Raw genomic sequence first — 26,741 nt, forward strand, 5'->3', positions numbered from 1 at the left:
CTATCTGAGACGACCGTCACCCATGAGGAGGCCCCCGCCACCGGATGGGGACCGGTGACGGGGGCCGCTGAGGGCAGGGCGTGGTCAGCCCTGGTGCGGGTAGCGGTAGTCCGTCGGCGGGACCAGCGTCTCCTTGATGGAGCGCGTGGACGTCCAGCGCAGCAGATTCTGCGCGGCGCCCGCCTTGTCGTTGGTGCCCGACGCCCGGCCGCCGCCGAACGGCTGCTGGCCGACGACGGCGCCGGTCGACTTGTCGTTGATGTAGAAGTTGCCCGCGGCGAACCGCAGCTTCTCCATCACGTCGGCCACCGCGGCCCGGTCCTGCGCGATGACCGAACCGGTCAGGCCGTACGCCGAGACCGACTCCATCTGCGCGAGCATCGTCTCGAAGTCGGCGTCCTCGTAGACGTACACACCGAGCACCGGGCCGAAGTACTCCTCGCGGAAGATCTCGTTGGCCGGGTCGGTGGAGACCAGGACGGTCGGGCGGATGAAGTACCCGACCGAGTCGTCGTACGTGCCGCCCGCGACGACCTCGATCGTCGGGTCGGCCTTGGCGCGGTCGATGGCGGCCTTGTTCTTGGCGAAGGACCGCTCGTCGATGACGGCGCCGAGGAAGTTGGACAGGTCGGTGACGTCGCCCATGGTGATGCCGTCGACCTCGGCCGCGAACTCCTCCTTGAAGCCGCCGTCCCAGATCGAGCGCGGGATGTAGGCGCGGGAGGAGGCCGAGCACTTCTGGCCCTGGTACTCGAAGGAGCCGCGGGTCAGGGCGGTCTTCAGGATCGCGGGGTCGGCGGACGGGTGCGCGACTACGAAGTCCTTGCCGCCGGTCTCGCCGACGATCCGGGGGTAGGACTTGTAGCCCTCGATGTGCTCGCCGACCGTGCGCCACAGGTGCTGGAAGGTCTTGGTGGAGCCGGTGAAGTGGATACCGGCGAGGTCCGGGTGGGTCAGCGCGACCTCGGAGACGGCGATGCCGTTGCCGGTCACCAGGTTGATGACGCCGTCGGGCAGCCCGGCCTCGCGCAGCACCTTCATCAGCAGGACGGCCGAGTGGGTCTGCGTCGGCGACGGCTTCCACACCACGACGTTGCCCATCAGGGCGGGCGCGGTGGGCAGATTGCCCGCGATGGCCGTGAAGTTGAACGGCGTGATCGCGTAGACGAAGCCTTCGAGCGGGCGGTGGTCGAGGCGGTTCCAGACGCCGGGGGCGTTGGCGACCGGCTGCTCGGCGAGGATCTGCCGCGCGAAGTGGACGTTGAACCGCCAGAAGTCGACCAGTTCGCAGGGGCTGTCGATCTCGGCCTGCTGGGCGGTCTTGCCCTGGCCGAGCATCGTGGAGGCCACGATCGTCTCGCGCCAGGGTCCGGCGAGCAGCTCCGCGGCGCGCAGGATGATCGCGGCGCGGTCGTCGAAGGCCATCGCCCGCCAGGCGGGGGCGGCGGCCAGCGCGGCGTCGACCGCGTCCTGCGCGTCCTGCGCGGTGGCCTCGGCGTAGCTGCCGAGCACGGCGCCGTGGTTGTGCGGCTGCACGACGTCGGAGCGCTCGCCGCCGCCCATGCGCTGCTCGCCGCCGATGAACATCGGCAGGTCGACGGGGTTGCCCGCCAGTTCCTTGAGCTTCGCCTCCAGACGGGCGCGCTCCGGGCTGCCCGGCGCGTACGAGTGCACCGGCTCGTTGACCGGCGCGGGAACCTGGGTCACGGCGTCCATGAAGCGTTTCTCCTTCGGTGAAGAAAGGGGGATCAGCGGGCGGGAGTCGACGGGCGGATCAGGGGCCCGGGACCGGCGGGCCGGATCAGCGGGCGGGGAGGAAGGAGCGGAGGAAGAAGGCGAGGTTCGCCGGGCGCTCCGCGAGGCGGCGCATGAAGTATCCGTACCAGTCTGCGCCGTACGGCACATAGATGCGCATACGTTCGCCTTCGTCCGCGAGCCGCCGCTGCTCCGCGGCCCGGATGCCGTACAGCATCTGGAACTCGTACGACCCGGCCGGCCGGTGGTTGCGCGCCGCCAGGTCCTGAGCGATGGCGATCATGCGCGGGTCGTGCGAGCCGACCATCGGGTAGCCGTCGCCCGCGAAGAGGATGCGCAGCGCCCTGACGTACGCCTTGTCCACGTCGGCCTTGGCCTGGAAGGCGACCTCGGCGGGCTCCTTGTACGCGCCCTTGACCAGCCGTACGCGCGAGCCCGCGACCGCCAGCGCGCGGGCGTCGTCCTCGGTGCGGAAGAGATACGACTGGAGGACGGCGCCGGTGCCGGGGTGCTCGCGGCGCAGCTCGTGGAGTATCGCCAGCGTCGAGTCGACGGTGGTGTGGTCCTCCATGTCGAGGGTGACGGTGGTGCCGACCTCGGCGGCCAGTTCGGCGACCCGCCGTACGTTGGCCAGCGCGATGTCGTGGCCGCCGTCGGGCAGCGTCTGGCCGAAGGCGGACAGCTTCACCGACACCTCGGCGCGGCTGCCGAGGCCGTCGTTCCGCAGCGCTTCCAGCAGCCGCAGATACGCGTCCCTGGTGGCCTGCGCGGTGGCCCGGTCGGTGACGTCCTCACCGAGGTGGTCGAGGGTGACGTCGAGGCCGGAGGCGGTCAGCGACCGCACGGTGTCCATCGCGGGGCGCAGTTCGTCGCCCGCGATGAAGCGGTTCACCACGGGACGGGTGACGGGTGCGGCGGCGACGACGCGGCGCATACGGTCGCTGCGCGAGGCGGCGAGCAACACGGGACCGAGCACGGTGGCTCCTCCGGGACGAGGGCGGTACGGGGGAACGGCCGTCCCCGGCCGTCGCCCCGAATCTAGGATTCGCCTACCCGTTGGACCAGCGACACCTGTCACGCATCAGGGTGTGGTCCCTCATACAGATGTATGAGGGAGAATGGACGAGTGCGTAGTGACTACGGCGGCAGCGGCGGTTTCAGTGGCTTCGGCGGCGATCTCCAGGAGCTGGTCGACGAGGTGTCGGCGCTGCTGGGGGCGCCCGCGACCTTGGAGGACCGGGACTTCCGGCTGATCGCCTTCGGCGTGCACGACGGTGACGACGGCGCGACGGACCCGGTGCGTACCCGGTCGATCCTCACGCGCGGCTCCACCACCGAGGTCCGCGCCTGGTTCGAGCAGTTCGGCATCACCCGCGCCACCGGGCCGGTACGGATTCCGGCCGCGCCCTCGGCGGGCGTCTTCCGCGGCAGACTCTGCCTGCCCGTGCGGCACGGCGGCGTGGTGCACGGCTACGTCTGGCTGCTGGACGAGGCCGAGCACACCGCGACCCAGCTCGACGCGGCGATGGCGGTGGCCGCCAGGATCGGCGACCGGCTCGCGGTGACGGCCCGCGAGGGCGCGGGCACCGGCCGGGCGCTGCGCGACCTGCTGACCGCCCGCACCCGCGCCGCCCGCGACAACGCGGAGGACGCGCTGCGGACGGCGCTCGGCCCGGACGCCGACGAGCCGCACGCGCTGGTCTGCATCCGGCCGCCGTCCGGCGGCGAGGACGACCTGCCGGGGCCGCGGACGATCCCGTCGGCCGCCGCGCTCTGTTTCGTGCCGGGCCCGCGCGGCGACTGCGTCGCGCTGCTGGTGCGGCTGCGCACCGTACAACTGCTGGCCACGGCCAGGTCGGCGGCGGCGCGGGTGCTCGGGGAGGTGGCCTCGGAGGGCGCGGTGGCCGGGGTCAGCGACGGGCGCAAGTCGCTCGCGGAGCTGCCGGAGGCGTGGCGGGAGGCGGGGGACGCGGCGCGCGCCGCGCTCGCGCAGCCGCTGCACGGGCCGATCGCGAAGTGGTCGGGCATCGGCCCCTACCGTTTACTGACCGCGCTCCCGGCGGACGTCCCGCCGGACCCGGTGATCGCCCCCTTGCTCTCCCCCGCGCACCGCGAACTGGCCCACACCGCCGAGGCGTTCCTCGACAACGCCGGGCAGGCCGGCCGCACCGCCACCGCGCTGGCCATCCACCGCCAGACCCTCTACTACCGGCTCTCGCGCATCGAGCAGTTGACCGGCCTCGACCTGGCCGACGGCGAGTCGCGGCTGCTACTCCATATGGCCCTGAAGGCGGCGCGGCTGTAGGGCGGCCGGGACATACGACGGCGCCGCCCCCCACACCGGGTGGGAGGCGGCGCCGTCGTACGCGTGCGGACCGTCAGTCCGTCAGGTTCACCGCGCGGGCGGACGTCGCGCCGATCTCCGCCGCGATGTCGCTGAGGACACCGGCCGGGATCGTGGAGTCGACGGTGAGGGCGACCAGCGCGTCGCCGCCGGCGGCGGCGCGGGCGACCTGCATACCGGCGATGTTGACGCCGACCTCGCCGAGGATGCGGCCGAGGGTGCCGACCACGCCGGGGCGGTCGGTGTAGCGCAGGAAGGCCATGTGGTCGGCGAGCACCAGGTCGGTGTCGACGTCGCCGACCGCGACGATCTTCTGGATGTTCTTCGGCCCGGCCAGCGTGCCGGAGACCGAGACCTCGGTGCCGTCGGCGAGCGTGCCGCGCACCGTCACCAGATTGCGGTGGTTGGGCGACTCGGAGCTGGTGGTGAGGCGGACCTCGACCCCGCGCTCCTGCGCGAACAGCGGCGCGTTGACGTAGGAGACCGTCTCGGCGACGACGTCCTCGAACACGCCCTTGAGCGCGCTGAGTTCCAGCACCTTCACGTCGTGCTGGGTGATCTCGCCGGAGACCTCGACGTCGAGGCGGGCCGCGACCTCCCCGGCCAGCGCGGTGAAGATCCGGCCGAGCTTCTCGGCGAGCGGCAGAGCGGGCTTGACGTCCTCGGCGATGACGCCGCCCTGGACGTTGACCGCGTCCGGGACCAGCTCACCGGCGAGCGCGAGGCGCACCGAGCGGGCGACGGCGATGCCCGCCTTCTCCTGCGCCTCGTCGGTGGAGGCGCCCAGGTGCGGGGTGGCCACCACGTTGTCGAACTGGAACAGCGGGGAGTCGGTGCACGGCTCCTTGCTGTATACGTCCAGACCCGCGCCCGCGACCCGGCCCTCCTTGAGCGCCGAGGCCAGCGCCTCCTCGTCCACGATCCCGCCGCGCGCGGCGTTCACGATCCGGACCGACGGCTTGACCTTGTGCAGCGCCTCGTCACCGATCAGGCCGAGCGTCTCGGGCGTCTTGGGCAGGTGCACGGTGATGAAGTCCGCGGCTTCGAGCAGCTCGTCCAGCGTGAGCAGCTTGACGCCCATCTGCGCGGCGCGCGCGGGCTGCACATAGGGGTCGTACGCGACGATGTTCATCCCGAAGGCGGACATCCGCTGGGCGACCAGCACGCCGATCCGGCCGAGGCCGACGACGCCGAGGGTCTTCTCGCTCAGCTCGACGCCGGTGTACTTGTTCCGCTTCCACTCGCCGTTCTTGAGCGCGGCGTTGGCCGGGGCGATGTTGCGCGCGGTGGCGATGATCAGACCGCAGGCCAGCTCGGCGGCGGTCACGATGTTGGAGGTCGGCGCGTTGACGACCATGACGCCGGCCTTGGTGGCGGCGGAGACGTCGACGTTGTCGAGGCCGACGCCCGCGCGGGCGACGACCCGGAGTTTGCTCGCGGCGGCTACGGCTTCCGCGTCGACCTTGGTGGCGCTGCGGATCAAGATGGCGTCGACATCGGTGATCGCGGACAGCAGGTCGGCTCGGTCCGCCCCGTTGCAGTGCCGGATCTCGAAGTCCGGGCCGAGCGCGTCCACCGTGGCGGGCGACAGCTCTTCTGCGATGAGTACGACAGGCTTCTGGCTCACGTGGTCCTCACTTGTCCTTCGTGGGCGGCCGGTCCCGCGGTCGCTCCAGGGAGGGAGGGGATGGCATGCCGCGTGGAAGACGCACGACGCTGTGAGCCTGACGCGCTTGTTAAGGCAGTGTATCGGCGCGTTGACGGGCACCCTACGCCTTGGTGTAAGGATCACCCGAAGGTGGTTGTACGCCACGGCCAAGGGGCTTCTCACCCGCCGGACAGACCCCTTGGCCCGCCCGGCGGCCGAGAGCCCCCGAGACCGTGTGAGGGGTGTTACGCCTCTTCGTCGACCCAGCTCATCAGCTTGCGCAGCTTGCGGCCGGTCGTCTCCAGCAGGTGGTCCTCGTCGGCCTTCTTGTACTCGTTGTACTTCGGCAGACCGGCGTTGTACTCGGCGATCCAGTTGTTGGCGAAGGTGCCGTCCTGGATCTCGCCGAGGATCTTCTTCATCTCGGCCTTGGTGTTCTCGTTGATGATCCGCGGGCCGGAGACGTAGTCGCCCCACTCGGCGGTCTCGGAGACCGACCAGCGCATCTTCTCCAGGCCGCCCTCGTACATGAGGTCCACGATCAGCTTCAGCTCGTGGAGGCACTCGAAGTACGCGATCTCCGGCTGGTAGCCCGCCTCGACCAGGGTCTCGAAGCCGGCCTTGACCAGTGCGGAGGTGCCGCCGCACAGGACCGCCTGCTCACCGAAGAGGTCGGTCTCGGTCTCCTCGGTGAAGGTGGTCTTGATGACGCCGGCGCGGGTGCCGCCGATGCCCTTGGCGTACGACAGGGCCAGCGGGAAGCCCTTGCCGGTGGCGTCCTGCTCGACGGCGGCGATGCAGGGCACGCCGCGGCCTTCCTCGTACTGACGGCGGACCAGGTGGCCGGGGCCCTTGGGGGCGACCATGCACACGTCGACACCGGCCGGCGGCTTGATGAAGCCGAACCGGATGTTGAGGCCGTGGCCGAAGAAGAGGGCGTCGCCGTCCTTCAGGTTGTCCTTGATGGACTCCTCGTAGACCTTGGCCTGGATCGGGTCCGGGACCAGGATCATGATCACGTCGGCCTCGGCGGCGGCCTCGGCCACCGACACCACGCGCAGGCCCTGCTCCTCGGCCACGGTCTTGGACTTGGAGCCCTCGTGCAGACCGACGCGCACGTCGACGCCCGAGTCACGCAGCGACAGCGCGTGGGCGTGGCCCTGGCTGCCGTATCCGATGACCGCGACCTTGCGGCCCTGGATGATGGACAGGTCGGCGTCGTCGTCGTAGAACAGCTCGGCCACTTCGGGTCTCTCCTTGGATCGGGTTGTACGGTCCACCGTACGACGGGTGGGGACACGGGGGTTGCGGGGTCTCGCCATACGGATTCGGGCGAGGAGGCGTTACGTGACGCCGCGGTGCTACGCGGAGCGGTCCAGCGCGCGCAGGCTGCGGTCGGTGATGGAACGGGCGCCCCGGCCGACGGCGATGGTGCCGGACTGGACGAGTTCCTTGATGCCGAAGGGCTCCAGCATCTTGAGCATGGCCTCCAGCTTGTCGGCGCCGCCGGTGGCCTCGATGGTGACGGCCTCCGGGGAGACGTCCACGGTCTTGGCGCGGAAGAGCTGGACGATCTCCACGATCTGGGAGCGCGAGTCGTTGTCGGCCCGCACCTTCACCAGAACGAGTTCGCGCTGAACCGCCGACGCGGGGTCGAGTTCGACGATCTTCAGCACGTTGACGAGCTTGTTGAGCTGCTTGGTGACCTGCTCCAACGGCAGTTCGTCCAGCACGTTGACCACGATGGTGATGCGGGAGATCTCGGGGTGCTCGGTGGTGCCGACCGCGAGGGAGTCGATGTTGAAGCCGCGCCGGGAGAACAGCGCCGTGATCCGGGCGAGGACACCGGGCTTGTTCTCCACCAGGACGGAGAGGGTGTGCTTGGACATGGTCGGGATTCCTTCTCTCACGTGTCCGCGGTCGCTTCAGTCGTCCAGCTCGTCGCTGAAGTCCGGGCGGACGTCGCGGGCGGCCATGATCTCGTCGTTGGAGGTGCCTGCGGCGACCATCGGCCACACCATCGCGTCCTCGTGGACGATGAAGTCCACGACGACGGGGCGGTCGTTGATGGAGTTGGCCTTGGCGATGACCGCGTCCAGTTCCTCGGGGGTCTCGCAGCGCAAGCCCACGCAGCCCATCGCCTCGGACAGCTTCACGAAGTCCGGGACGCGAGTGCCGCGGTTCTGGATGGAGCCGACGCCCTGCGTGGAGCCGGGGACGTTCTCGGCGCCGGAGTGCAGCACGGTGTTGGAGAACCGCTCGCCGTAGAAGAGGTTCTGCCACTGGCGGACCATGCCCAGCGCGCCGTTGTTGATGATCGCGATCTTGATCGGGATGTTGTTGAGCGCGCAGGTGACCAGTTCCTGGTTGGTCATCTGGAAGCAGCCGTCGCCGTCGATCGCCCAGACCGTGGCGTCGGGGCGGCCGGCCTTGGCGCCCATGGCGGCCGGGACCGCGTAGCCCATGGTGCCCGCGCCGCCGGAGTTGAACCAGGTGGAGGGCTTCTCGTACTTGATGAACTGGGCGGCCCACATCTGGTGCTGGCCGACGCCCGCGGCGAACAGCGTGCCCTCCGGGGCGAGTTGGCCGATCCGCTCGATGACCTGCTGCGGGGACAGGCTGCCGTCGGAGGGCAGGTCGTAGCCGAGCGGGTAGGTGTTGCGCCAGAAGTTCAGGTGCTCCCACCAGCCGGTGTAGTCGCCCTTGTGACCGGCCTCGTGGTCGGCCTGGACGGCGACGATCAGATCGGCGAGCACCTCGCGGGCGTCACCGACGATCGGGACGTCCGCGACGCGGTTCTTGGAGATCTCGGCCGGGTCGATGTCGGCGTGCACGACCTTGGCGTACGGCGCGAAGGTGTCGAGGCGGCCGGTGACGCGGTCGTCGAAGCGGGCGCCGAGGGCGACGATCAGGTCGGCCTTCTGGAGCGCGGTGACCGCGGCGACGTCGCCGTGCATGCCGGGCATGCCGACGTGCTGCGGGTGGCTGTCGGGGAAGGAGCCGAGCGCCATCAAGGTGGTGGTGACGGGCGCGCCGGTCAGTTCCGCGAGGATGCGCAGCTCGCCGGTGGCGCGGGCCTTCATGACGCCGCCGCCGACGTAGAGCACGGGGCGCTTGGCCTCGTTGATCAGCCGGGCGGCCTCGCGGATCTGCTTGGCGTGCGGCTTGGTCACCGGGCGGTAGCCGGGCAGGTCCTGCTGCGGCGGCCAGGAGAACGTCGTCTCGTTCTGCATCGCGTCCTTGGCGATGTCGACCAGGACCGGGCCGGGGCGGCCGGTGGAGGCGATGTGGAACGCCTCGGCGATGGTGCGCGGGATGTCGGCCGCGTCGGTGACCAGGAAGTTGTGCTTGGTGATCGGCATGGTGATGCCGCAGATGTCCGCCTCCTGGAAGGCGTCGGTCCCGATGGCCTTGGCGGCGACCTGCCCGGTGATGGCGACGATCGGCACCGAGTCCATGTGGGCGTCGGCGATCGGCGTCACGAGGTTGGTCGCGCCGGGGCCCGAGGTGGCCATGCACACGCCGACCTTGCCGGTGGCCTGCGCGTAGCCGGTGGCGGCGTGTCCGGCGCCCTGCTCGTGCCTGACCAGGATGTGCCGGACCTTCGCGGAGTCCATGAGCGGGTCGTACGCGGGCAGGATCGCGCCCCCGGGAATGCCGAATACCGTGTCGGCGCCAACGGCCTCGAGGGAGCGGATGAGCGACTGCGCGCCCGTCATGCGCTCGGGGGTGGCTGCTGCGGCGGGAGCCGCGCTGCGGGTCCGCGGCTGCGGATGGTGGGACCCGTTGGCCTGCTCGGTCATCTGCGTTCTCTTCTCTCGAAGATGGGGGTGATGAGGGTTTTGTGGGGGTGTCCGACGGGGGCCGGACAACAAAAAACCCCTCGTGCCGTGAGGCAAGCGAGGGGAGCGCGTCGGTGCGTGTGCGAGGCTGTACGGCCTCGGTCAGCCGACGCGCTTTCCAAGTACGAGAATTCGGGTGCGCATGGCCTTGACCTTCCTCCCGGACCCCGGCGGGTGTCAAGCCGGTGGGACACGCGTCTCAGTATTTGAGCGACGCGAGGGCAGCGGAAGTCCGTTCGATGTGACCTGTTCACGGGGTGTTTCCCGCGGTACGGGATAGCCGCCGCGGGTCAGCGAGCCGCGCAGCCGGTGCTCGTCCAGCGGCCCCGAGAAGGCCATGCCCTGGCCGTGCGTACAGCCCATGTCGCGCAGGACGTGCAGTTGCTCGGGGCGGTCCACGCCGTCGGCGACGCTGCCCACGCCCAGGTCGTGGGCGATCCGCAGCAGACCGCGGGTGATCTTGTGCAGCCGGGCCGACTCCACGACGCCCTCCACGAAGCAGCGGTCGAGCTTGACGAGGTCGACGGGGAGTCTGCGCAGCGCGATGAGCGAGGCGTAGCCGCCGCCGAAGCCGCCGAGCGCGATCCGTACGCCCATCCTGCGCAGCGCCGACAGCCGCCGCTCCAGGTCGTCCAGGGCGATCCGGGGGTCGCCGCCCGCCAGCTCCAGGACGAGGCCGCCGGGGGGCAGTCCGTGCCGGGTGAGCATGGTCTCGATGCCGGACACGGGGAGGTCGCGGTGGAGCAGGCGGTGGGCGGGGAGCCGGACGGCGACGGGGACGGTGTGACCGGCCCCGTACCGCAGCGCCGCCTGCTCCACCGCCTGTTCCAGCAGCCACCGCCCCAGCTCTAAGGAACGGTCGGTGTCCTCGGTGGCGCGCAGGAATTCGGCGGGGGTGAAGAGGATGCCCTGCGCGGACCGCCAGCGGGCCTGCGCCTCGACGGAGGTGACCCGGCCGCTGTCCAGTTCCACCACGGGCTGGTGGAGCAGGGTGAACTCGCCGTCGTGCAGCGCCTTGCGGAGCCGGCCGGCCAGTTCGGTGCGGCGGACGACGTCGGCCTGCATCTGCGGTGCGTAGACCTCGACGCGGCCCTTGCCCGCCTGCTTGGCGCGGTACATCGCCAGGTCCGCGTTGCGCATCAGCTCGCCGGGGGTGGCGCCGGGTTCGGCGAAGGCGATGCCGATGCTGGCGGCGACCCGTACCTCGCCGCCCTCCACGCGGTACGGCTCGCAGAGCACCGACCGCAGGCGTTCCGCGATGTCGAGGATCTGGAACTCGCGCTCACGCGGGTCGGCGCTGGCGCCGCAGACCAGGGCGGCGAACTCGTCGCCGCCGAGCCGGGCCGCGGTGTCGCCGGAGCGCAGCGCGTCCCGTATCCGCCGGGCGGCCTGGACCAGCAGTTCGTCGCCCGCCTGGTGGCCGACCGTGTCGTTGACGGCCTTGAAGCCGTCGAGGTCGACGAAGAGCAGGGCGGCGTGGGCGTCACCGGCCCTCCGGCCGCTCAGGGCGCGGGTGACGCGCTCGGTGAACAGCGCGCGGTTGGGCAGGTCGGTGAGCGGGTCGTGCGAGGCGTTGTGCTGCAACTGGGCCTGGAGCCTGACGCGTTCGGTGACGTCCCGGCTGTTGAAGATCAGGCCGCCCTGGTAGCGGTTGACGCTGGACTCGACGCTGAGCCAGCAGTCGTCGGCCATCGAGCCGTCCTGGTTGCGGGTGTGGCCGGAGCGGATGCGGCACTCGATCCTGGTGGCGGGTTCGTCGCCGGGCGGCGCGGCGAGGAATCTGCGGACCTCGTGGACGACGCGTCCCAGGTCGTCGGGGTGGATGTGCGCGGCCAGTTCGGTGCCGACCAGTTCCTCCGGGTCGCGGCCGTAGACGCCCTGCGCGGCGGGGCTGACGTAGCGCAGCACTCCGGTGGGCGCGGCGATCATGATGACGTCGCTCGACCCCTGGACCAGGGAGCGGAAGTGATTCTCCTTCTGGGCCAGTTCCTGGGTGAGCGAGATGTTGTCGAGCAGCATGATGCCCTGGCGTACGACGAGGGCGAGGACGACGGTGCAACCGGTGAAGAGGACGACGCGGTCGCACTTCTGGCCGGTGATCACGTTGTAGAGGATGCCGAGGGTGCAGACGGCGGCGGCCAGATACGGCGTGAGGGCGGCGAGCGAGCCGGTGACCTTGCGGGTCGCGGTGGCGGTGCGCCGCACCGGGTCGGTGCGGGTGCCGGTCCACGGCGCGTACGCCAGCAGCATGCTGCCCGCGAACCAGCCCGCGTCGAGGATCTGGCCCGAGCGGTAGTGCTCGCGCAGGATCGGCGAGGTGAACAGGGCGTCGCACAGCACGGTCATGGCGAGCGCGGCGATGGCGGTGTTGACCGCGGCGCGGTTGGCGGCCGAGCGCCGGAAGTGCAGGGCGAGCACCATGCTGACCAGGACGATGTCCAGCAGCGGGTAGGCCAGCGAGAGCGCCATGCGCGCGGTGCTCGGGCCGTCCCAGGCCGCGGTGTGGGCGAGCGCCAGGCTCCACGACAAGGTGAGCAGCGAGCCGCCGATCAGCGACGCGTCCAGCGCCAGGCAGACCCAACCGGCTCTGGTGACCGGGCGTTTGGCCAGGACGAGCAGGCCGATGATGGCGGGCGGCGCGAACATCAGGAAGCAGAAGTCGGCGGCGGAGGTCTGCGGCACCGGGCGGCGCAGCACCACCTCGTACCAGCCCCAGATGCCGTTGCCGAGCGCGACCATCGCGGAGGAGACCGCGAACAGCAGCCAGGCGGGGCGGTGTTGGCCGCAGACCTTGCGCGCGTAGACCAGCGAGGAGACGGTGGCGGTGGCCGCGGCGGCGGAGAGTCCGAAGTCGCCCATGACCAGGGCGACTTCGCTGGAGCCCCAGCCGAGCACGGCGCCGGTGGTGTAGCCGCCGCACAGGACCGCGACCAGGAGTTGGGGCAGCAGGCCCGCCCGGCCGCCGCGCGCCGAAGGGCGGGCGAGCACCGCCCCGGTGGAGCTCACCGTGCGGTCCGGTGTCGTCGGCGCGGGCCGAACGGCCGCGGTGTGCTGCTCAGTACGGCGCTCTGGGCCCGCGCGCTGGAGTGACCGGAGTGAATCCATCGGCCGTGCATCGCCCGTCGCCCCCCTTCACTTGCTCGTCGTTCACATCACCGTGGCCGTCCCTCCCGGCCCCGGTGAGTCCCCCGATCGGGACGATACACCAGATCCGTCACTCAGGGACATAGTTCCTCTACTCAGCGTAACCACAGGGAAGATGGCGGACGCGCGTGCGGTCGCCGCGTGCCGAAGGGCCGTCCTCCCCCGTGCTGTAGGCGTGCCCGTCCCGCCTCACGCATACGCGTCGGCCGCGTCCCGACGGCCGTGCGCGGGACGTCTCGGTCCGCCCATCGGCCGGTCGGCCGGTCGCTCGGCCAGCCGGGTCAGCTCGTCGCGACGACGTTCTCCAGCGGTTCACCGGCCGCGAAGCGTACGAGCTGCTCGCGGATCAGCCGCTGGGCGCGCGGCATGAAGGCCGAGGTGCTGCCGCCCACGTGCGGGCTGATCAGCACGCCCGGCGCGTGCCACAACGGGTGCCCCGCGGGCAGCGGTTCGGGGTCGGTGACGTCGAGCGCCGCGGTCAGCCGCCCCGCCCCGGTCTCGGCGAGCAGCGCCTCGGTGTCGACGACCGGGCCGCGCGCCATGTTCACCAGCAGCGCGCCGTCCTTCATCCGGGCCAGGAACTCCGCGCCGGCCAGGCCGCGGGTCTGCTCGGTCAGCGGAGTGGTGAGCACCACCACGTCGGCGGACGGAAGGAGGCGCGGCAGCTCGGAGAGGGCGTGCACCGGTCCGCGCGGCGCGTTCCTGGCGCCGCGCGCCACCCGCACCACCTCGCACTCGAACGGGATCAGCCGCTCCTCGACGGCCGCGCCGATCGAGCCGTACCCGACGATCAGCACCTCGCGGTCGGCGAGCGCCGGGTAGAAACCGCCGTGCCACTCCTCGGCGTCCTGGCCGCGCACGAAGCGCGGGATGCCGCGCAGCGAGGCGAGGACGAGCGCGAGGGCGAGTTCCGCGGTGCTCGCCTCGTGCACCCCGCGCGCGTTGCACAGGCTCACGCCGGGCGGCAGTCGCTCCAGGTGCGGCAGGATGTGGTCCACTCCGGCGCTGAGCGTCTGCACGGCGCGCACCCCGGTCATCCGCGGCAGCGGCAGCGCTCCCGCGGTCGCGCCCTTCATGTAGGGGACGACGTAGAAGGCGGCGTCCGCCGGGTCGGCGGGGAAGTCGCCGTCACCGTCCCAGAAGACGTACTCGAAGGCGTCCGGCAGTCCGTCCACGCCCTCGGGCGGCACGGAGAGCCACACCTGGGGACGGCGGTCTCGGGTCATGTCGTTCATGGTCAGGAGGCTATGACACAGTGGGGCGGCGGCTGGGATCGGTCCGGCGGATCACGAACGGCCCTTTGAGGGAGGACGGTCGGGTGGAGCGCAGGACAATCGGTGCAGCAGCTCTCGAAGTGGGCGCCGTGGGCCTGGGATGCATGCCGATGAGCTGGGCGTACAGCACCTCGCGCCAGGACGGCGAGACGTCGCTGCGGGCCGTGCACACCGCGCTCGACACGGGTTCGACGCTGCTGGACACCGCCGACATGTACGGCCCGTTCACCAACGAGCTGCTGCTGGGGCGGGTGTTGAGGGAGCGGCGGCGCGACGCGTTCGTCTCCACCAAGTGCGGGCTGCTCGTCGGCGAGCAGCACATCGTCGCCAACGGCCGCCCCGGGTACGTCAAACGCGCCTGCGACGCGTCGCTGCGCCGCCTCCAGACCGACGTCATCGACCTCTACCAGCTCCACCGGGTGGACGCCGAGGTGCCCATCGAGGAGACCTGGGGTGCGATGGCGGAACTGGTCGCGGCGGGCAAGGTGCGGGCGCTCGGCCTGTGCGCGGTCGGCGCGCGCGGCAACCGCCGCACCGGCGCGCACCTGCACGACGAGACGATCCGGCACCTCGTACGCGCCCAGCAGGTCTTCCCGGTCAGCTGTGTGCAGGCCGAGCTGTCGGTGTGGGCGGCCGAGGCCCTGGAGTCGCTGCTGCCGTGGTGCGCGGCGCGCGGGATCGGCTTCATGGCCGCGATGCCGCTGGGCAACGGCTTCCTCACCGGCACGCTGACGCCCGGCGGCGGTTTCGAGCCGGACGACCTGCGCGCCCGGCATCCGCGCTTCACCGCCGAGATGATGGCCGCCAACCAGCCCGTGGTGGCCGGACTGCGCCGGGTGGCCCAGCGGCACGACGCGACCGCCGCCCAGGTCGCCCTGGCCTGGGTCCTCGCCCAGGGGCCGCACGTCGTGCCGGTCCCCGGCGCCAAGTCGGCCCGCTGGACGGCCGAGAACGCCGGGGCCGCGCGGCTGCGGCTGACCTCGGAGGACCTGTCGGAGATCGCGGAGCTGCCCGCCGCGCGCGGCTCGTGGGACTGACGCGGGTCTGCCGTGCGGCCCCGGCGGGTACGGGTGATCGGCGGGCGGGACGCCGCTCGCGTGTGATGTGCTGGGGCGAAACGAGGGAGTGAGCGCCGTGAGGTCTTGGAGCGCAGTGCGCCGCGGGCGGGTCCGCCGGACGGCGGCCGGGACTGTGGCCGCCGTGGCCGTACTCGTCCTCGGCGGCTGCTCGTCGGACGGCCCGAATCTCGTCACTCCCCGGCCGTCGGGCAGTGGCGCCTCGCCGTCCGCGCCCTCCCCGAGCGGCGGCACGGCCGGGACCACCGCGCCGCCCGCCAGCCCGTCGGAGTCCGCCGCGCCCGCCAAGGGCACCGCGAAGGTGACCGGCACCGTCGCCTCCGGGCTCGACACCCCGTGGGGCGTCGCGACGCTGCCGGACGGCACCATGCTGGTCGGCTCCCGCGACACCGGCCGGATCGTCCGCGTGGACCCGGTCAAGAAGACCACCAGCGCGGTCGGCACCGTGCCCGGCGTCCAGGCGGGCGGCGAGGGCGGTCTGCTCGGCCTCGCGGTCTCCCCCGACTTCGGCTCCGACCGGCTGGTCTACGCGTACTTCACGACCGCGTCGGACAACCGCATCGTCCGGATGCTGTACGACACCTCGCACGCCGAGGGCCAGCAGCTCGGCGCCCCCGACACGATCCTGCGGGGCATCCCCAGCGGCACCATCCACAACGGCGGGCGGATCGCCTTCGGCCCCGACAAGATGCTGTACGCCGGGACCGGTGAGACCAACCAGCGCGGGCTCGCGCAGGACAAGTCCTCGCTCGCCGGGAAGATCCTGCGGATGACGCCCGACGGGCAGCCGCCGAAGGACAACCCCACGCCCGGTTCCCTCGACTACTCCGACGGCCACCGCAATGTGCAGGGCCTGGCCTGGGACGACAAGGGCCGCCTGTGGGCCTCGGAGTTCGGCCAGGACACCTGGGACGAGCTGAATCTCATCGAGCCCGGCAAGAACTACGGCTGGCCGGTCGTCGAGGGCATCGCGCACCGCGCGGGGTACGTCGACCCCGTCGTCCAGTGGCACACCGACCAGGCGTCGCCCAGCGGGATCGCCTACGCCGCCGGGTCCATCTGGATGGCCGCCCTCCACGGCGCCCGCCTGTGGCGCATCCCCCTCGACGGCGTCCACGCCGCCGCCGCCCCGCAGTCCTTCTTCACCGGCGTCTACGGCCGCCTGCGCACCGTCGTCGCCGCCGACGACGGCACCTTGTACCTGACGACCAGTAACACCGACGGCCGCGGCACTCCCGCCAAGGGCGACGACCGCATCCTGCACCTCACGGTGAGCTGACCCGCGCGGGCGGCGTCAGGACGCCGCCGGGGCGAAGAGGTTCAGCCGGTGGGCCAGCGCGGCGGCCTCACCGCGGGTGGACAGCGAGAGCTTGGCGAGGATGTTGGAGACGTGGACGCTCGCCGTCTTGGGTGAGATGAACAGGACTTCGGCGACCTGACGGTTGGTGAGGCCGTCGGCGACCAGGCGGAGCACGTCGCGTTCACGGGCGGTGAGCCCGAGGGATTCGACGGGGTCCGCGGCGGGGGGCGCGGGGCTGTCCAGGGGCAGGCGACCGCGCTGGGCCAGTCGGGTGATCCGGTCGCGCAGGGGGCGCGCGGCGAAGGCGTCCGCCGTCGCGTACGCCTGCGCGAGCAGGCACCCGGCCTCCTCACGGCCCTCGGGTCCCGCGGCAAGCAGCGCCTCGGCGTGCCGGTGGCGTACGGCGGCCAGTTCGTACGGCCGTTCCTGGCGGGCGAAGGCGAGCGCGGCGGCGGCCCACAGGTCGGGCTCCGTACGGCCTTCGGCGCGGGCCAGTTCGGCGTCGACCACCAGGGCGTACGCCTCGGCGAGCGGCGTCGGCCGGGACAGCTCGCGGGCGGCGGCGCGGATACGTTCCAGGACGCGCGGTTCGGCGGCGCCGTCGGCCTCGGCGGCGGCTCCCGCGGCGAGCAGGGGCCAGGCGAAGCGGGTGGTCCCGGTGGCGAAGCCGCTGTCGATCGCGCCGAGGAGTTCGCGGCGCGCGTCGTCGAACCGGCCCTGGGCCGAGGCCAGTTGGAGCGCGAGGGTGCGGCTCGGGATGAGGTGCTGCGGCTGCGTGTCGTGGAGGAGACCGGACCGGGCGGCGGCCTGGTAACGGACGGCGGCCTCGGTGTCGCCGAGCAGCAGGGCGAGGAATCCGTGGTGCATCTCGATGCCCGCGCGCGGATACGAGCCGTCGGCGTACCGCAGCGCCTCGGCGAGGGCGACGGCGGCCTCCGCGTACCGGCCGAGCGAGATCAGCGACTCCCCCTCGTTGGTGAGCAGCCACGAGCGGATGCCGAGCGAGACGCGCGCGCCGATCAGCCGCTGGCCCTCGCGGGCGACGGCGACGGCCTCGCGGGAGCGGCCCGCGCCCTCCAGGACGGAGGACAGATTGCCGTAGGTGCGGGCGATGGCGCCGGGCACCGCGTGGTCGCCGCTGAGCAGCCGCCGTACCTCCTCGACCTCCGCGATGCCGCCGTCGATGTCACCGCCGTCGGCCTGGAGCAGGCCGAGGGTGACGCGGGCGTGCAGTTCGGTGTCGCGGGCGCCGGCCTGCCGGGCGTACTCGACGGCGCGGCGCCCGATGTCGATGCCCTCGGCGCCGGATTTGTGCACCATGATCCAGCTCGCGATCATCGTGAGGACCTCGGCGTGCGCGGCGGACGGCGGCTGGCCGCGGACCAGTTCGCGGGCGCGCGACAGCTCGTCCCAGCCGTCGCCGCGGCCGAGCGCCTCGGTGACGCGGGAGCGCTGCGCCCAGAACCAGGCGGCGCGCAGCGGGTCGTCGCCGCTGTCGTCGCGGTCCATCAGCCGCAGTGCCCGCTTGGCCATCGCGTGCGCGCGTTCCCGCTCGCCGCCGAGCCGGGCGGCGACGGTGACCTCGGCGAGCAGGTCGAGCAGGCTCAGCGGGGTGTCGGGGTGGCAGCCGCACGCCGGGTACGCCTCCGCGTAGTCGGCGGGCCGCAGCTCGGCGCGGGTCTCCTCGGGGGCGTCGTCCCACAGTTCGAGCGCGCGTTCCAGCAGCCGGTACTGCTCGGCGTACGCGTGCCGCCGCCTGGCCTCGACGGAGGCGCGCAGGACGGCGGGCAGCGCCTTGGCCGGGTCGTGGGCGGCGTACCAGTAACTGGCGAGCCGCGCGGCCCGCTCGTCGGCGCGGACGAGCGTCGGGTCGGCCTCGACGGCCCGCGCGTACCGCCGGTTGATCCGGCTGCGCTCGCCGGGCAACAGGTCGTCGCCGACGGCCTCGCGGACCAGGGAGTGCCGGAAGCGGTAGCCCTCACCGCTGTCGGAGGGCAGCAGGATGTTGGCGCCCACGGCGGTGCGCAGCGCGTCCAGCAGGGCGTCCTCGTCCAGTCCCGTGATGGCTTCGAGCAGCCGGTACTCCACCGTGCTGCCGCCTTCCGCGACGAATTTCGCCACCCGCTGGGCGTCGTCGGACAGCGCCTCGACGCGGACCAGCAGCAGGTCGCGGAGGGATTCGCTGATGCCGGTGGCGCAGCCGCGGGTGATGCTGCACGCCAGCTCCTCGACGAAGAAGGGGTTGCCGTCCGAGCGGGTGAAGACCTCGTCCACGACGGCGTCCGCGGGCTCCGCGCCGAGGATCGACGCGAGCTGACGGCGCACTTCGGCGCGGCTGAAGCGGGGCAGCTCGATGCGCTTGACGGTCCGCAGCCGGTCGGTCTCGGCGAGGAAGGGCCGCAGCGGGTGCCTGCGGTGGATGTCGTCGGCGCGGTAGGTGCCCGCGATCAGCACGCGGGCGCGCTGGAGGGAGCGGAAGAGATACGCCAGCAGCTCGCGGGTGGAGCGGTCGGCCCAGTGCAGGTCCTCCAGGACGACGACGAGCGTACGGTCGGCGCCGAGCCGTTCCAGCAGGCGGGCGGTGAGCTCGAAGAGGCGGACCCGGCCGTCCTCGTCGTGCGGGTCGCGCGGCAGGCCGCCGCCGGATTCGGCCAGCTCGGGCAGCAGCCGGGCCAGCTCGGCCTCCTGCCCGGCCGCGGCGGCCGTCAGCTCGGCGCCGAGCGCCCGGTACAGGGCGCGCAGCGCCGTCGAGATCGGGGCGAACGGCAGTCCGTCCGCGCCGATCTCCACGCAGCCGCCGACCGCGGTGACCGCGCCGGCCGCCCGCGCGGCGGCCACGAATTCCTCGGTCAGCCGGGTCTTGCCGACCCCCGCCTCCCCGCCGATCAGCACCGCCTGCGGCTCCCCCGCCGCCGCGGCGGCCAGCGCGGCGCCGAGCTTCGCCAGCTCGGCGTCACGGCCAATGAACTCGGGACTCAGCGACTGCGTCTGCACGCTGCCGAGCATCGCACGCCCACGCCTTCTCCCGACACCGATTACCCGGGCGGCGCCTTGCCCGTCCCTCCCGCCGGGCGCGGGAGAGGGGCCGCCCGCCGGGGGCGGCCCCTGCGCCCGCGCACCCGGCAGCGCGGTCGCGGTGGTCCGGGCCGGCGCCGGGTGCGGCGCAGTCATGCGGCTTGGTGGCGGGCTCGGCCGCGGGACGGGCGCGGGGAGGCGGGGGCCTCCGCGGCCGAGTCCGCCTCGGTGCCGGTGCGGGCGGCGGTCCTAGTGGTCCTGCGGTTCCTGCGGGCGGCGTCGCGGGCGGCCTTGGCGTCCCGGGCCAGCCGCCAGGCGTCGGCGCGGTGCTGGAGGTCGTCACGGCGGGCCTGCTGGAGTTCGTAAGCGAACATCGGTCTCTCCCCTTGGATGATGTGCTTGTTCCGATGCCACAAGCTTCGTCTCCAAGGGGGTCCCGCCACATCGGGCAGTTGCCGCAACTCTCGGCCCCAGGGGGCCTTAGACGGCCGCCCCGTACGGGGTGCGGGTGCCTTAGACGCTCACCGCGCGGAGGTCAGGACGCGGGGACCGTAGGGAGGTCGGCGAACACGTCGAACCACATGGCGCCCGCGATGAGCAGGCCGATGAAGGCCAGGACGACACCGCCCCAGGCCAGCGCCTGGCTCCAGTGGCCGCGGGCGGCGCGGGCCCGGGAGGCCGGGTGCAGCAGCACTCCGCCGCAGACGATCAGCGCGACGACCGCGAAGATGCCGTTGACCAGGGCGATCGCGTGCCAGGGCGTGCCGTATCCGGCGGCGATCTGCTGCTTGGCGGTGCCGCTGGACGTCTTGATCTGGCCGATCAGGCCCTGCCGCTGGGAGACGACGTTGCTGAGCCAGGTGCCGGTGAGCGAGGACAGCGCGAGCGCGGCGCCCGCGACGGCGGCGGCGCCGGTCACGATGGCGGAGGCGGCGGACGGCGCCGCGGGCTCCGCGGCGAGGGCGTCGTCCTCCTCGTCGGCGTCGGCTCCGTCGCCGATCACCTCGTAGTCGGTCTCGTCCACGACTTCGAGGTCGGCCGCGGTCTCCGCGGCGGGGGTGCCGGGCTTCTCCTGCGCGGACGCGGTCCCGGTCCCGGTCCCGCTCTCCATCCCGCTCTCGTTCTCGGCGTCGGTCACTGTGGGGGGCTTGGTGGTCTCCATGGTCCGCACCGTAGGGATGCTTTCTGAGAGCGGACTGAGAGTCGTCTGAGAGTGCCCGCCTCAACCTGTGAGATCCACTGTCCACATCCCGGCCGACTCACGTCGCCGGGCACGGCCGAGGCCACCCTCCGGCGACGTGGGCCGCCCACGGCCGAGGGCGGCCCCCGCCACCGGGAACCGCCCTCGTATAACCGTCCGGCACGCGCGGGCGGCCTGGCCTCAGCCCTGCACGCCCAGCTTCTCCAGCACCAGCTCACGGACCCGCTTCGCGTCCGCCTGCCCGCGCGTGAGCTTCATGACGGCGCCGATCAGCGCGCCCGCCGCGGCCAGGTTGCCGCCACGGATCTTGTCCGCGATCGCCGCGTTGGCCGCGATGGCCTCGTCCACGGCCGCGCCCAGGGCGCCGTCGTCGGACACGACCTTCAGGCCGCGCTTGTCGACCACCTGGTCGGGGTCGCCCTCGCCCGCGAGAACGCCCTCGATGACCTGGCGGGCCAGCTTGTCGTTGAGGTCGCCCGCCGAGACCAGCGCCGCGACCCTGGCCACCTGGGCCGGGGTGATCGGCACATCGGCCAGCTCGGTGCCGGACTCGTTGGCGTGCCGGGCCAGCTCGCCCATCCACCACTTACGGGCCGCCGCCGCGTCCGCGCCCTCGTCGATGGTGGCGAGGATCAGGTCGAGCGCGCCCGCGTTGAGCACCGACTGCATCTCGTGGTCGGCGATGCCCCAGCTCTCCTGGAGCCGCTTGCGGCGCAGCCGCGGCAGCTCGGGCAGGCCGGCGCGCAGCTCCTCGACCCAGTCACGGGCCGGGGCGACCGGCACCAGGTCGGGCTCGGGGAAGTACCGGTAGTCCTCGGCCTCCTCCTTGATCCGGCCGGAGGTCGTCGACCCGTCCTCCTCGTGGAAGTGCCGGGTCTCCTGGAGGATCGTGCCGCCGGAGGACAGCACCGCCGCGTGCCGCTGGATCTCGAAGCGGGCCGCCCGCTCCACACTGCGCAGCGAGTTGACGTTCTTGGTCTCGCTGCGGGTGCCGAACTTCTCCCGCCCGTGCGGGCGCAGCGACAAGTTGACGTCGCAGCGCATCTGGCCCTGCTCCATCCGGGCCTCGGACACGCCCAGCGCCTTGATCAGCTCGCGCAGCTCGGCGACGTACGCCTTGGCGACCTCGGGGGCGCGCGCGCCCGCTCCCTCGATCGGCTTGGTGACGATCTCGATCAGCGGGATGCCCGCGCGGTTGTAGTCCAGCAGCGAGTGCGAGGCGCCGTGGATCCGCCCGGTGGCGCCGCCGACGTGCAGCGACTTGCCGGTGTCCTCCTCCATGTGGGCGCGTTCGATCTGCACCCGGAAGACCTCGCCGTCCTCCAACTGGACGTCCAGATAGCCGTTGTACGCGATCGGCTCGTCGTACTGCGAGGTCTGGAAGTTCTTCGGCATGTCCGGGTAGAAGTAGTTCTTCCGGGCGAAGCGGCACCACTGCGCGATGTCGCAGTTGAGCGCGAGGCCGATCTTGATCGCGGACTCCACGCCGACCGCGTTGACCACCGGCAGCGCGCCGGGCAGGCCAAGACAGGTCGGGCAGGTCTGCGAGTTGGGGTCGGCGCCCAGTTCGGTCGAGCAGCCGCAGAACATCTTGGTCCTGGTGCCCAGCTCGACATGGACCTCGAGGCCCATCACCGGGTCGTACGACGCCAGCGCGTCCTCGTAGGACAGCAGCTCCGTGACGGTCACAGTTCCCTCTACCTTCTCAGTCCGTCCGGTCAGCCGGTCAGGATGTCGTCGTCGTTCGCCTGGCGCAGCTCGCGGATGAGCAGGGCGACGCCGGTGGCCACCGCGGCCACCCGGATCAGGCCGTCGACCAACTGGAGGGTGTCCTGCTCGCCGCGGGCGGTGCGGACCTTCTTGATGTTGCTGAAGGCCGCGAAGAGCGTGCTGCCGATGGCCAGGTACGTGCCCGGCTTGCCCTTCTTCTTCACGGTGCTCATAGCTGGGGTGCCTCCTCTAGCAAGGGGTGGCCCCACTTCTTCACGAAGGCGGCCTCGACGGCGGCGCCGACCCGGTAGAGCCGGTCGTCCTTGAGTGCGGGTGCGATGATCTGGAGTCCCACCGGCAGCCCGTCCTCGGGGGCCAGTCCGCAGGGCAGCGACATCGCCGCGTTGCCCGCGAGGTTCGCGGGGATGGTGCACAGGTCCGCGAGGTACATCGCCATCGGGTCGTCGGCGCGCTCGCCGATCGGGAAGGCGGTGGTCGGCGTCGTCGGCGAGACGATCACGTCGACGCTCTCGAATGCCTTCTCGAAGTCCCGGGTGATCAGCGTGCGGACCTTCTGCGCCGAGCCGTAGTACGCGTCGTAGTAGCCGGAGCTGAGCGCGTACGTGCCGAGCATGATGCGGCGCTTGACCTCGGGGCCGAAGCCCGCGTCACGGGTCAGCGCGGTGACCTCCTCGGCCGACTTCGTGCCGTCGTCGCCGACCCGCAGGCCGTAGCGCATGGCGTCGAAGCGGGCCAGGTTGCTGGAGCACTCCGACGGCGCGATCAGGTAGTACGCGGCGAGCGCGTACGTGAACGACGGGCAGGAGATCTCCACGATCTCGGCGCCCAGGTCGCGCAGCAGCTCCACCGACTCGTTGAACCGCTGGACGACACCGGCCTGGTAGCCCTCGCCGCCGAACTCCTTGACGACGCCGACCCGCAGGCCCGCCACGCCGCCGTTGCGCGCGGCCTCGACGACCGGCGGCACCGGCGCGTCGACGGAGGTGGAGTCGAGCGGGTCGTGCCCGGCCATCACCTCGTGCAGCAGCGCGGCGTCCAGCACCGTACGGGCGCAGGGGCCGCCCTGGTCGAGCGAGGACGAGAAGGCGACCATGCCGTACCGCGAGACGCCGCCGTAGGTGGGCTTCACGCCGACCGTCGCGGTCACCGCGGCGGGCTGCCTGATGGAGCCGCCGGTGTCGGTGCCGATGGCCAGCGGGGCCTGGTACGAGGCGAGCGCCGCGGCCGAACCGCCGCCGGAGCCGCCGGGGATACGGGTCAGGTCCCACGGGTTGCCGGTCGGGCCGTACGCGCTGTTCTCCGTCGAGGAGCCCATCGCGAACTCGTCCATGTTGGTCTTGCCGAGGATCACCACGTCGGCGGCCTTCAGCCGCTTCGTGACGGTCGCGTCGTACGGCGGGATCCACCCTTCGAGGATCTTCGAGCCCACGGTGGTGGGCACGCCCTCGGTGGTGAAGATGTCCTTCATCGCCAGCGGCACACCCGCCAGCGGGCCGAGCGGCTCGCCCGCCGCGCGCTTGGCGTCCACGGCGCGGGCCTGCTTGAGCGCGCCCTCGCGGTCGACGTGCAGGAAGGCGTGCACCTTCTCGTCGACGGCCTCGATCCTGGCCAGGTGCGCCTCGGTGACCTCGACCGCGGTCAGTTCGCCGGACGCGATCTTCTCCGCCGTCTGAGCGGCGGTCAGCCTGATGATGTCCGTCATGGTCTTAGTCCTCCCCCAGGATCTGCGGCACCTTGAAGCGCTGCTGCTCCTGCGCCGGGGCGCCCGACAGGGCCTGCTCCGGGGTCAGCGACGGCCGGACGTCGTCCGGGCGCATGACGTTGGTCAGGGGCAGCGGGTGCGAGGTCGGCGGTACGTCCTCGCCGGCCACCTCGGACACGCGGGCTACCGCGCCGATGATGTCGTCGAGCTGTCCGGCGAAGTGGTCCAGCTCGTCGGCGGACAGTTCCAGCCGTGCCAGCTTGCCGAGGTGGGCGACCTCCTCGCGCGTGATGCCAGGCATGCGATTGCGATCCTCTGCGGGGTGAGATGTCGGTGGACCCCTCATCCTACGGGCCCGGGGGCACGCCCCCAGACCCCATTTCCCTCCCGCGCGCGGCAACCCGATCTTTTCGGGGGCGCGGCCCCGGTACGGTGCGCTGACGCGGGGCCCTGCTTTTCAGGGGCGCGCCCACCTGCGCAAGCGGACGCACAAGGGCCGTGCCCATGGGCGCGTCAGGGTCGGCGGATCTCCGGCAGAGCCGAATGCTCGGGCTCGGGCTCGGGCGTCGCCGCCAGCGCGGCGACAGGCCGCTGCCACCCTCGTTCACCGCGGGCGCGCAGCCACGCCGTGGCTTCCTCGGGAGGCATGGCGGCGGCGACGAGCCACCCCTGGACGGCGTCGCACCGCAGGTCACGAAGGCGTTCCCAGGTCTCGTCGTCCTCGACGCCCTCGGCGACGACGAGGAGGCCGAGGGAGTGGGCGAGGTCGATGGTGCAGCGCACGATCTCGGCGTCCTCGTTGTCGATGACCAGGCGGGCGACGAAGGAGCGGTCGATCTTGAGTTCGCTGACGGGGAGCCGTCGCAGGTGGACCAGGGAGGAGTAGCCGGTGCCGAAGTCGTCGAGGGACATCTTGACGCCGTGTCCGGTGAGCCCGTTGAGGGTGTCGGCGGCGCGCTGCGGGTCTTCGAGCAGGACGTGCTCGGTGATCTCCAACTGGAGCGAGCCCGGCGGGACCTGGTGCCGGGCGAGGCGGGCGGCGACGGCGCCCGCGAAGCCGGGGCTGTGGACGTCGCGGGGCGAGACGTTGACGGCGACGGGGACTTCGAGGCCCATCCGGCGCCAGCGGGCGACCTGTGCGAGGGCGGTGTCGAGGACGTACTCGGTGAGCTGCGGCATGAGCCCGGACGTCTCGGCCATCGTGATGAACTCTTCGGGGTTCACCCGGCCGCGCTCCGGGTGTTCCCACCGCACCAGCGCTTCGAGTCCGGCGACCTGGCCGTCGAAGCGGACCTTGGGCTGGTAGTGGAGCTGGACGTCCCCGGCGTCCAGGGCGCGGCGCAGGTCGCCGAGCAGGCCGAGCCGGTCGGGGGTGTTGCCGTCGCGCTTGGCCTCGTAGACCTCGACGCCGCTGCGGTCCAGCTTGGCCTGGTACATCGCGACGTCGGCGCGGCGCAGCAGCCCTTCGGCGTCCACCGCGTGGTCGGGGAAGACGGCGACCCCGGCGCTGGCCTCCAGCACCAGGGTCAGGCCGTCCAGGCTGATCGGGGAGCCGAGCGCCAGGGCCAGCGCGCGGGCGACGCGCTGGGCGCGGGTCGGCGAGTCGCAGATGGGCAGCAGAACGGCGAATTCGTCGCCGCCGAGCCGGGCGGCCTCGGCGCCGCGCGGCAGCGCGAGCCGCAGCCGGTCGGCGACCTGGAGGAGCAGCCGGTCGCCCGCGAGGTGCCCGAGCGTGTCGTTGACCGAGCGGAATTTGTCGAGGTCGATGAGGATCAGGGCGCTGCGCTCGCCGCGTCCCTGGGCGATGTCGAGCGCCGACCGGACGCGTTCCAGGAGCCATTGACGGTTCGGCAGGCCGGTGAGCGGGTCGCGGAGCTGTTCCTCGGCGCGCGCGTGCGCGATCCACAAGGTGGAGTCCAGCGCGATCAGCGGGACGGAGAACAGCGGCAGCAGGACGGGCATGTCGCAGGCGACGACCAGGATCAGCGGGGAGATGCCGAGCAGGGCGACGCCGACCATGCCCTGCCGGATGAGCGCGGTGCGCGCGACCGTGGGCAGGCCGCCGCCGCGCGGGGCGAACGCGAGCCACAGCAGCAGCCGGGTCGCGGTCAGATAGGCCAACGCGGTGACGAGGATGGCCGGGGCGGCGGACAGCGTCCAGGCGGCGGGCCGCCAGGGGCCCTCGACGGAGGGGTGGTCGCCGAAGCAGTAGAGGGTGAGCGCGCCCGCGCCGATGCCGAGGATGTCGATGGCACCGTGCAGGGCGGCCTCCCGCCAGCGGTGCCTGCGGGCGGCCCCGACCAGGACGACCACGGCGAGGCTGACGAGGACGGCGGGCACCCAGCCGTAGAGCAGGAGCATGGCGAGGGTGAGGGCGGCGCCGGATCCGGTGCCGCCCCACCAGCGGTCGCGGCCCATCGCGACCAGGTGGCCGACAACGATGCCGGTGAGTACGGCCAGGGCCCAGCCGATGGTGCCGCCGGGGAACAGCGCGTGGCCGCTGACGACCATGCGGACGACGCCCGCGACGAGCGCGGCACCGGCCACCGCCGGCACCCCTATCCGGATCGACGGCCGGGTCGCGCACGGGAGCGGTGTCGCGGCCTGGCTGCTGGGCAGCGGCGCCGCTACGACGCCCTCCGTCGTTTCCATGCCCGTCCCTCTCGCAGCCTGGTGTGGCAAGCAGGTCCACCGCGCCGGTGCCCGCGG

At 72.3% G+C, this 26,741-nt stretch carries 18 protein-coding genes; 3 read left to right on the forward strand and 15 right to left on the reverse strand.

Annotation, left to right across the window (positions count from 1 at the left end; genetic code table 11):
- Nucleotides 1-84: 84 nt before the first annotated feature.
- Nucleotides 85-1,716 (reverse strand): L-glutamate gamma-semialdehyde dehydrogenase, encoded by a 1,632-nt coding sequence (gene pruA, locus ACIP4Z_RS09270; RefSeq protein ID WP_391044767.1) that lies wholly within the window; start codon nt 1,714-1,716, stop codon nt 85-87.
- Nucleotides 1,717-1,801: 85 nt separating this feature from the next.
- On the reverse strand, nt 1,802-2,731 hold the full coding sequence (locus ACIP4Z_RS09275; protein ID WP_355348129.1) for a proline dehydrogenase family protein: 930 nt from the start codon (nt 2,729-2,731) through the stop codon (nt 1,802-1,804).
- A gap of 132 nt (nt 2,732-2,863) precedes the next feature.
- On the opposite strand from ACIP4Z_RS09275, the gene ACIP4Z_RS09280 reads away from it, so the two are divergent.
- Complete coding sequence (locus ACIP4Z_RS09280) at nt 2,864-4,060, forward strand: helix-turn-helix domain-containing protein (protein ID WP_355348126.1); 1,197 nt, start codon at nt 2,864-2,866, stop codon at nt 4,058-4,060.
- Between the two features lie 73 nt (nt 4,061-4,133).
- Here ACIP4Z_RS09280 and serA read toward each other — a convergent pair whose 3' ends face one another.
- From serA to ACIP4Z_RS09310, 6 genes are all read right to left on the reverse strand, one after another.
- Complete coding sequence (gene serA, locus ACIP4Z_RS09285; RefSeq protein WP_355348123.1) at nt 4,134-5,726, reverse strand: phosphoglycerate dehydrogenase; 1,593 nt, start codon at nt 5,724-5,726, stop codon at nt 4,134-4,136.
- A gap of 266 nt (nt 5,727-5,992) precedes the next feature.
- A complete protein-coding gene (gene ilvC, locus ACIP4Z_RS09290) occupies nt 5,993-6,991 on the reverse strand; it encodes a ketol-acid reductoisomerase (RefSeq protein ID WP_355348120.1) in 999 nt (332 codons plus the stop codon).
- A 117-nt stretch (nt 6,992-7,108) separates the two neighbouring features.
- Entirely contained in the window at nt 7,109-7,636 is a 528-nt protein-coding gene (ilvN, locus tag ACIP4Z_RS09295) for an acetolactate synthase small subunit (protein ID WP_188284938.1), read from the reverse strand.
- 36 nt (nt 7,637-7,672) lie between these two features.
- Nucleotides 7,673-9,550: an acetolactate synthase large subunit gene (locus ACIP4Z_RS09300; protein WP_355348116.1), complete on the reverse strand. Its 1,878-nt coding sequence runs from the start codon at nt 9,548-9,550 to the stop codon at nt 7,673-7,675.
- Between the two features lie 216 nt (nt 9,551-9,766).
- A complete protein-coding gene (locus tag ACIP4Z_RS09305; protein ID WP_401306189.1) occupies nt 9,767-12,595 on the reverse strand; it encodes a putative bifunctional diguanylate cyclase/phosphodiesterase in 2,829 nt (942 codons plus the stop codon).
- A 419-nt stretch (nt 12,596-13,014) separates the two neighbouring features.
- On the reverse strand, nt 13,015-13,959 hold the full coding sequence (locus ACIP4Z_RS09310; protein ID WP_391044844.1) for an NAD(P)-dependent oxidoreductase: 945 nt from the start codon (nt 13,957-13,959) through the stop codon (nt 13,015-13,017).
- 92 nt (nt 13,960-14,051) lie between these two features.
- On the opposite strand from ACIP4Z_RS09310, the gene ACIP4Z_RS09315 reads away from it, so the two are divergent.
- Nucleotides 14,052-15,044 carry an aldo/keto reductase gene (locus ACIP4Z_RS09315; RefSeq protein WP_355348110.1) on the forward strand — a complete coding sequence of 331 codons (993 nt, stop codon included), beginning with the start codon at nt 14,052-14,054 and terminating at the stop codon, nt 15,042-15,044.
- 163 nt (nt 15,045-15,207) lie between these two features.
- A complete protein-coding gene (locus ACIP4Z_RS09320) occupies nt 15,208-16,362 on the forward strand; it encodes a PQQ-dependent sugar dehydrogenase (RefSeq protein WP_401306191.1) in 1,155 nt (384 codons plus the stop codon).
- Nucleotides 16,363-16,377: 15 nt separating this feature from the next.
- Here ACIP4Z_RS09320 and ACIP4Z_RS09325 read toward each other — a convergent pair whose 3' ends face one another.
- From ACIP4Z_RS09325 to ACIP4Z_RS09355, 7 genes are all read right to left on the reverse strand, one after another.
- Nucleotides 16,378-19,389, reverse strand: a complete 3,012-nt coding sequence (locus ACIP4Z_RS09325; RefSeq protein ID WP_401306193.1) for an AAA family ATPase — start codon at nt 19,387-19,389, stop codon at nt 16,378-16,380.
- Nucleotides 19,390-19,933: 544 nt separating this feature from the next.
- Nucleotides 19,934-20,560 carry a hypothetical protein gene (locus ACIP4Z_RS09330; RefSeq protein WP_401306195.1) on the reverse strand — a complete coding sequence of 209 codons (627 nt, stop codon included), beginning with the start codon at nt 20,558-20,560 and terminating at the stop codon, nt 19,934-19,936.
- A 219-nt stretch (nt 20,561-20,779) separates the two neighbouring features.
- Complete coding sequence (gatB, locus tag ACIP4Z_RS09335) at nt 20,780-22,288, reverse strand: Asp-tRNA(Asn)/Glu-tRNA(Gln) amidotransferase subunit GatB (protein WP_355348095.1); 1,509 nt, start codon at nt 22,286-22,288, stop codon at nt 20,780-20,782.
- Nucleotides 22,289-22,317: 29 nt separating this feature from the next.
- Nucleotides 22,318-22,542 carry a hypothetical protein gene (locus ACIP4Z_RS09340; protein ID WP_355348092.1) on the reverse strand — a complete coding sequence of 75 codons (225 nt, stop codon included), beginning with the start codon at nt 22,540-22,542 and terminating at the stop codon, nt 22,318-22,320.
- Nucleotides 22,539-24,032, reverse strand: coding sequence for an Asp-tRNA(Asn)/Glu-tRNA(Gln) amidotransferase subunit GatA (gatA, locus tag ACIP4Z_RS09345; RefSeq protein ID WP_355348089.1), 1,494 nt, complete (start codon nt 24,030-24,032; stop codon nt 22,539-22,541). The genes ACIP4Z_RS09340 and gatA overlap by 4 nt, the downstream gene beginning before the upstream one ends.
- A 4-nt stretch (nt 24,033-24,036) precedes the next feature.
- A complete protein-coding gene (gene gatC, locus ACIP4Z_RS09350) occupies nt 24,037-24,333 on the reverse strand; it encodes an Asp-tRNA(Asn)/Glu-tRNA(Gln) amidotransferase subunit GatC (RefSeq protein WP_355348086.1) in 297 nt (98 codons plus the stop codon).
- A 212-nt stretch (nt 24,334-24,545) separates the two neighbouring features.
- Complete coding sequence (locus tag ACIP4Z_RS09355) at nt 24,546-26,684, reverse strand: putative bifunctional diguanylate cyclase/phosphodiesterase (RefSeq protein WP_401306198.1); 2,139 nt, start codon at nt 26,682-26,684, stop codon at nt 24,546-24,548.
- Nucleotides 26,685-26,741 lie beyond the last annotated feature (57 nt).

This window comes from Streptomyces sp. NPDC088910 (genome assembly GCF_044749865.1).
Taxonomy (GTDB): domain Bacteria; phylum Actinomycetota; class Actinomycetes; order Streptomycetales; family Streptomycetaceae; genus Actinacidiphila.